At 52.7% G+C, this 6,339-nt stretch carries 8 protein-coding genes; 2 read left to right on the forward strand and 6 right to left on the reverse strand.

Annotated features, from left to right (window positions below; all coding sequences use genetic code 11):
- Positions 1 to 56 precede the first annotated feature (56 nt).
- Positions 57 to 1,100 carry a dihydroorotase gene (gene pyrC / locus ACIQ2T_RS11430; protein WP_397590922.1) on the forward strand — a complete coding sequence of 348 codons (1,044 nt, stop codon included), beginning with the start codon at positions 57 to 59 and terminating at the stop codon, positions 1,098 to 1,100.
- Here pyrC and ACIQ2T_RS11435 read toward each other — a convergent pair.
- From ACIQ2T_RS11435 to ACIQ2T_RS11445, 3 genes are read right to left on the reverse strand one after another with little or no spacing between them, the layout of a single operon-like run.
- Positions 1,097 to 1,663 carry an EamA family transporter gene (locus ACIQ2T_RS11435; protein WP_397590923.1) on the reverse strand — a complete coding sequence of 189 codons (567 nt, stop codon included), beginning with the start codon at positions 1,661 to 1,663 and terminating at the stop codon, positions 1,097 to 1,099. The two genes, pyrC and ACIQ2T_RS11435, sit on opposite strands and share 4 nt — an antisense overlap.
- The gene (locus ACIQ2T_RS11440; protein WP_397590924.1) at positions 1,660 to 1,992 is read right to left on the reverse strand and encodes a hypothetical protein; all 333 of its coding nucleotides are present in this window, start codon (positions 1,990 to 1,992) and stop codon (positions 1,660 to 1,662) included. The genes ACIQ2T_RS11435 and ACIQ2T_RS11440 overlap by 4 nt, the downstream gene beginning before the upstream one ends.
- Positions 1,993 to 2,021: 29 nt before the next feature.
- Positions 2,022 to 2,330, reverse strand: a complete 309-nt coding sequence (locus tag ACIQ2T_RS11445; RefSeq protein WP_397590925.1) for a hypothetical protein — start codon at positions 2,328 to 2,330, stop codon at positions 2,022 to 2,024.
- A 91-nt stretch (positions 2,331 to 2,421) separates the two neighbouring features.
- On the opposite strand from ACIQ2T_RS11445, the gene ACIQ2T_RS11450 reads away from it, so the two are divergent.
- A complete protein-coding gene (locus ACIQ2T_RS11450) occupies positions 2,422 to 2,802 on the forward strand; it encodes a glycine zipper 2TM domain-containing protein (protein ID WP_397590926.1) in 381 nt (126 codons plus the stop codon).
- Positions 2,803 to 2,876: 74 nt separating this feature from the next.
- Here the strand turns inward: ACIQ2T_RS11450 and ACIQ2T_RS11455 are convergent, their stop codons facing one another.
- The 3 genes from ACIQ2T_RS11455 to rplQ form a co-directional block, all read right to left on the reverse strand.
- Positions 2,877 to 3,431, reverse strand: coding sequence for a hypothetical protein (locus ACIQ2T_RS11455; protein ID WP_397590927.1), 555 nt, complete (start codon positions 3,429 to 3,431; stop codon positions 2,877 to 2,879).
- A 125-nt stretch (positions 3,432 to 3,556) separates the two neighbouring features.
- Positions 3,557 to 5,713: a prolyl oligopeptidase family protein gene (locus ACIQ2T_RS11460; RefSeq protein WP_397590928.1), complete on the reverse strand. Its 2,157-nt coding sequence runs from the start codon at positions 5,711 to 5,713 to the stop codon at positions 3,557 to 3,559.
- Between the two features lie 248 nt (positions 5,714 to 5,961).
- Positions 5,962 to 6,339, reverse strand: a 378-nt coding sequence (gene rplQ, locus ACIQ2T_RS11465; protein WP_397590929.1) for a 50S ribosomal protein L17, incomplete at its 5' end; no start/stop codon positions are given.

Raw genomic sequence — 6,339 nt, forward strand, 5'->3', positions numbered from 1 at the left:
AAGACGGGTGTTTCTCATAGGTGACAGATAGGGGGGCGGACGCTTAAAGGGAAGCCATGACCGACCAGACGATTCTTACCATCCGCCGGCCCGATGACTGGCATGTTCATTTGCGCGACGGTGCAGTAATGCGCAGCGTGGTGCCTTACACCGCAAACCAATTTGCGCGCGCCATTGTGATGCCCAACCTGTCACCGCCCGTGACCACGGTTGAGGCCGGCGCCGCCTACCGCGACCGGATCGTAGCTGCCGTTCCGCAAGGCATTAGCTTTACGCCGCTTATCACTGCCTATCTGACCGATGCAACAGATGGGCACGAGTTGGCACGCGGTTTTGCCGAAGGCGTGTTTACTGCCGCCAAATTATACCCAGCGCACGCAACCACCGGAAGCGCGCATGGCGTCACCAATGTGGCAAACATCATGCCTGCGCTTGAACATATGGCGCGCATTGGCATGCCGTTGCTCATCCATGGCGAGGTGACCGATTCGCATGTCGACATATTTGACCGTGAGGCGGTGTTTATAGAGCAGACACTTTCGAAACTGGTGCGCGACCTGCCCGAACTTCGGATAGTTTTTGAACATATCACCACCGCCGACGCGGTCGCATTTGTTGATGCAGGTAGCGATAATATTGCCGCCACCATTACGCCGCAACATTTGCACATCAACCGCAATGCCATGTTCGCAGGCGGCATTCGCCCGCATGCATATTGCTTACCAGTGGCCAAGCGCGAAGTGCATCGGCTTGCCTTACGCAAGGCAGCTACGTCAGGCAGTGCCAAATATTTCCTTGGCACCGACAGCGCGCCTCATGACAAAGCCGCAAAGGAAAGCGCGTGTGGATGCGCCGGCATTTTCAACGCACCGTTCGCTATGGAAAGCTATGCCGCAGTGTTTGACGAAGAGGGCGCGCTGGACCGACTTGAAGCATTTGCCTCAGAAAATGGCCCGCGTTTTTATAGCCTGCCACTCAATGAAGACCGCGTGACGTTGGAGCGCATCGACACGGCTGTTCCAGAGCTGCTTGCGCTTGACGGTGTATCCGTCGTGCCATTTCACGCGGGTGAGACCCTAGGCTGGCGTTTTAAGGCTTAGGCTTTGGCTGCACGATAGGTCTTGATCGCATCCGCACAGAAAATTGCGATGCTGGTCCATATGAGCACAAAGCAAGCAAGTTTGGTCGTGCTTAGCGGCTCGCCATAAGCATACACGCCCAGTAAAAACGCAATCGACGGCGCTATATACTGGACGAAGCCAAGGCTGGCGTAACTCATCCGCCGCGCAGCCGTCGCAAACATGAGCAACGGAACCGCTGTTATGACCCCAGCTAGGATCAACAAGCCAGACGTTGTCAGATCATCTCCGAACCCGCCCGTTCCTGCCTGCGCATACCAAAACACAGCGCCAAGCGCCAAGGGCGCAAGCAACGTCGTCTCAATAGCAAGGCCCGGCACAGAGCCGACCGGCGTAACCTTTCGGATCAAGCCATAAAGGCCAAAGCTGAAGGCCAATGAAACCGACACCCATAAAGTATCAAGCGCATCACCAATCAGGATAGCAACGCCAATAGCGGCGACGGCGACCGCCGCCATCTGTAGCGGACGAAGACGCTCGCCTAAGAACAGACGGCCCAAAAGTACGTTTACCAACGGGTTCAATAATAACCAAGGCTGGCGGCCAGTATGTGATCGGTGGATACGGCCCAAATATAAATGAGCCAGTTGATCGCAATCAGCGTCGCGGATGCGAGCAAATTACGCAAATGCACGCGATGCCGAAAAATGGCAGCATATTCGCTCAGCTGTTTACGCAATCCCATGATGACCAAAAGCAACGGTATGGACCAAAGAATCCGCTGCGCCACAATTGCGATGGGCGGGACATGGTTCAACAGTTTAAAATATACCGGGACAAAGCCCCAGATGAGATAAGCCGAGATAGCATAAGGCAGGCCATTGGGCCGCGCGGTTTCCGAATTGTCTGCCATGATGTTTTAACCCTGCCCTCGTGTGAGGATCAGATAATGCCGCCGCCGATCCAGAGACGGAACGCGCAAATTGCCATAACGACGAAGCAGAAATTCCGTCCGCTGTTCTTTTCCGATATGAACCCGAATGCAGCACCCACCCCGGCAATAACGATAATCAGCCAATTCAGCCACCCAAGCAAAGGGATGAAGCCGACGATTGCCAAAACAAGGGCGATGAGCCCGACAAGAAACGCGATAATATTTGCCACAGACAGACTGTGGCGGGTTTTTAGCGCGGTAGCAAGTCGTCGACGTTTTCCGCGAAGCCCATCAACCGCCCAGCGCCCAGATGCCACAGGCTATCCCTATATTCATATGTTATGCAACTGCGGTTCATCCAATGTGTTTGTTCCTCGCGTAGTCCAGTTACAAACAAGGAGATAGAATATGAAAAACGCATGTATGTTTTTGGTTGCTGCGGCGCTGGTGGTCCCCACAGGAGCCCTGCTGGCGGACCCACCTGGCCATGCCAAAGCATGGGGCCACAAAGACAAACAAGGCCGTGCTTATAAAAAAGGTTATCGTGAAGGGCGGCGGGATGCGCAAAGCATTGGTAGCAACACCCGTTTATGGCGCGGCGATGATGGCCGTTATTATTGCAAACGTGACGATGGCACGACAGGTTTGATTATCGGCGCGGCGGTTGGAGGACTTGCGGGCAACGAACTTGCCGGTCGCGGAGACAGGACCTTGGGGGCAATTCTCGGTGCCGCAGGGGGCGCATTATTGGGCCGCGAAATTGATCGCAGCAATTATCGCTGCAAATGATCACTTTCCTCTGACACGACAAGAGGCTCGGTCTTTCCCAAACCGAGCCTCTTTGCCCCACTAGTTTTTAAGAGTTAGCGCCATTGGTCCAACCCGCTATAATTGACGCCCACGACGCGACCTTGTTCGAAAGTGCAGGTAAACCAGCCCTTGTTGTATCTGCGCCCATAGGTGTTGCCATCATAACGATCACCGCCGTAGCCGTTTTTATAAACCCGGTCCTGCTGACCACCCTTAACAACGAGATTGCCAATGACGCGATAACCAAAACGTGTCCGCTTTATGTCCCGCACTTGAGTTACTTCCGAGCGGCGATAACCGTCTGACCAGCGTTCAACGCTGTTAATGCACCTGTTTACGGCCGCCCGGCTATTTCCGCCGCGATCGTCATAATTGTAACCAGGCCGATTATATTCATAATTGTCGCCGTCATTATTACGGTTGTTTTTGCCGGCAGACAACACAGCAGCCAAACCTCCAAGCACGACGGCGCCGGCAATTACTTCACCAGCACTTACGCTGTCGCGATGACGGTCGTATCGTTCCCTTGCCTGAGCGGGCACCGCGACACTTGCCAAAGCTGCAGCAGCAGCCCCAGCGCTAAGCAAGCTTTTGGTTAAAATGTTCATCTTCAGTCTCCTTATTCGGCGCAGATATTTCCTGCCGGTGGAGAACAATTAGCCGCATCAAATTGACCGAATGCTGAATTGACTTGTCAGTATATGTTCATGTAAATCGCACTTTTTATGAACAACTATTCGGCTAGTTTCAAGCCGGTCCATTTGGCAAGAAACGCGTAAATGTCTGAATATTCCTCAATAACCTTGTCCGTCGGCTTACCGGAACCGTGGCCAGCACGGCTTTCAATGCGAATGATTTTTGGTTTGCTGCCCGTATCCGCCGCTTGAAGGGCGGAAATATATTTGAAGCTATGTCCGGGAACCACGCGATCGTCGGTGTCGGCAGTCGACACAATAACGGCCGGATATGCGACACCTGATTTAATGTTATGATAGGGTGAATAGGTCATCTGCATTTTGAAATCGGCTTCTTTGCTTGGGTAGCCATAATCATCGACCCAATAGCGACCTGCCGTGAACCTATCAAAGCGGACCATGTCCATCACGCCCACGGCAGCATGTCCCGCCGCAAACAAATCGGGGCGCTGGTTCAAGGACGCGCCGATGAGCAAACCGCCATTGGAGCGGCCTTCAATAGCAATCTTGCCCTTAGCTGAAATACCCGACGCGATCAGATATTCCGCTGCGGCCGCGAAATCATCAAAGACGTTCTGCTTGTTCATCAGGCGTCCCTCGTCATGCCATGGCTTTCCATATTCACCGCCTCCGCGAATATTGGCCAGCGCAAAAACGCCACCCGACTGAAGCCAAACCATCCGCGTTGGTGAATAAGTTGGCGTCTGCGAAATGTTGAACCCGCCGTAAGAATACAACAAAGTCGGCGCGCCTTGGGACAAATCGAGATCCTTTTTATGGACCACGAACATCGGAATTTTTGTACCGTCCTTCGAAGGGTAAAATATTTGGGCCACGCTATAATCTTGCGGGTCAAAGCTCAACTTTGGCTGGGCAAAAACTGTCGAAACACCGGTGTCGCTGTTGAAACGATACACAGCGCCCGGTTGATTGAAGCTTGAAAAGCCGAAAAATGTCTCCGGATCACCCGGCGTCCCGGAAAAACCACTGGCCGTTCCGATGGCGTTGAGTTTGATTTCCTGAACGGGTTTGCCGGAAAGATCCGTCATCAGCGCCATTGATTTGGCGTCCTTGATATAGGACAGAATCAGTCGGTTGCCGACAATCTGTGTGCGAGACAGGGTTTCTTCACGCTCTGGGATGACGTCCACGAACACGGGCGTCTTCGCTCCCAGGTCAACAGTGACAACCTTCAGCTTTGGAGCATCCTTGTTGGTGGTGAACCACAAGATGTTCCCCATCCCTTCAATGAGCCCCCAGTCATACTCAAGACCCATGACCAAAGGCTGGGCCTTCCAGGTTGGTTTTTTGCCAAGCGGAATCACGTGTAGTTCGTATTTCTCATCCGTGCCCGATGAGGTTGTGATAACTGCCCATTTGCCGTCATGCGTCACCTGAGCGCTATGCCCATATTCAGGCTTATCCGGCGTTGCGTAAACCGCTTTGTCTTCAGACTGTGGCGTCCCGATTTTATGATAATATACCGTCTGGTTGTAATTCAGCTGCTGGAATGCGGCACCTTCTTTTGGCTCGACAAAGCGGGAATAAAGAAATCCGTCATTGCCCACCCAGCTTATGTTGGTGAATTTCGCCCATTTGATTTCGTCTGGCAACACTTTACCGGTAGCGGATTCAATCACCTTAAGCGTGCGCCAGTCCGACCCACCGTCCTGAATGGAATACGCCAAAAACGTACCGTTCTTTGAAGGCACCCAACTATCAAGCGCAGTTGCGCCATCCTTTGCCCAACTGTTCGGGTCAATTAAAACACGATCTGTACCCTTTAGCCCTTTACGAACATAGAGCACAGATTGGTTTTGCAGGCCGTCATTCTTTGTGAAGAAATAATAGCTGCCCGCTTTTTCGGGAAGGCCGAAGCGTTCATAATCAAACAGCTTCTTCATGCGTTCGGCGAGAATTTTCTTGCCCGGTAATGTTTCAAGATACGCGTCGGTAACGGCGTTTTGGGCCTTCACCCAGTCGGCAACCTCTGGGTTCACACGGACGTCATCTTCAAGCCAACGATAGGGGTCTGCAACCTTCACTCCAAATTGCTCGTCGACAACATTTACAGTTTTGGTTTTTGGATAGATCAGCTTGACTGAGACATCCGTGTTCGCAGCATCTTCGGCGCCAGCCATGGACGACACTGGCGTCAACATGATGGCTGCCCCAAGCAAAATTGCACTTCGCATAAAATCATTTCCTCAACTCTCAATTCTTTAAATCGAGAGTAAAGCGTCAGCGAGATAACACCAACGATATTGCGCGCCGCCCGACAGTTTATATTGGAGCTTCGTCGAATGATTTGCCGCGTGTCATACAAATTCTATGATGCTGAACAAGGGGTAAGTCATCGTCGCAACGCAACAGCCTGAGCCAAATAAAAAGGGCGGCACCCTTTCAGATACCGCCCTTCCAAAGCTTGTTATGCGAGACGCGTTTACTCGCCGTCGTCCATGACGTCGACTGGACCGCTGTCTTGGCCTTTGGCATCAACATTGCGATCAACGAGTTCAATGACGCCCATTGGCGCAGCATCCGAACCGCGGAAACCAGCCTTGATCACACGGCTGTAACCGCCGCTACGATCTGCATAGCGTGTCGCCAGTTCGTCGAACAGTTTCACGAGCTGTGTATCATCCATCAAACGGCTCATCGCGAGGCGACGGTTGGACAAGCCACCCTTTTTCGCAAGCGTAATCAGCTTTTCGATATAGGGACGCAATTCCTTTGCCTTTGGCAGAGTTGTCTTGATTTGCTCATGCTTGATGAGCGAAGCTGCCATGTTGCGAAGCATCGCAGTACGGTGCGACGTGGT

Origin of the sequence: Sphingorhabdus sp. (assembly GCF_044357595.1) — a bacterium.
Lineage (GTDB): Bacteria > Pseudomonadota > Alphaproteobacteria > Sphingomonadales > Sphingomonadaceae > Sphingorhabdus_B.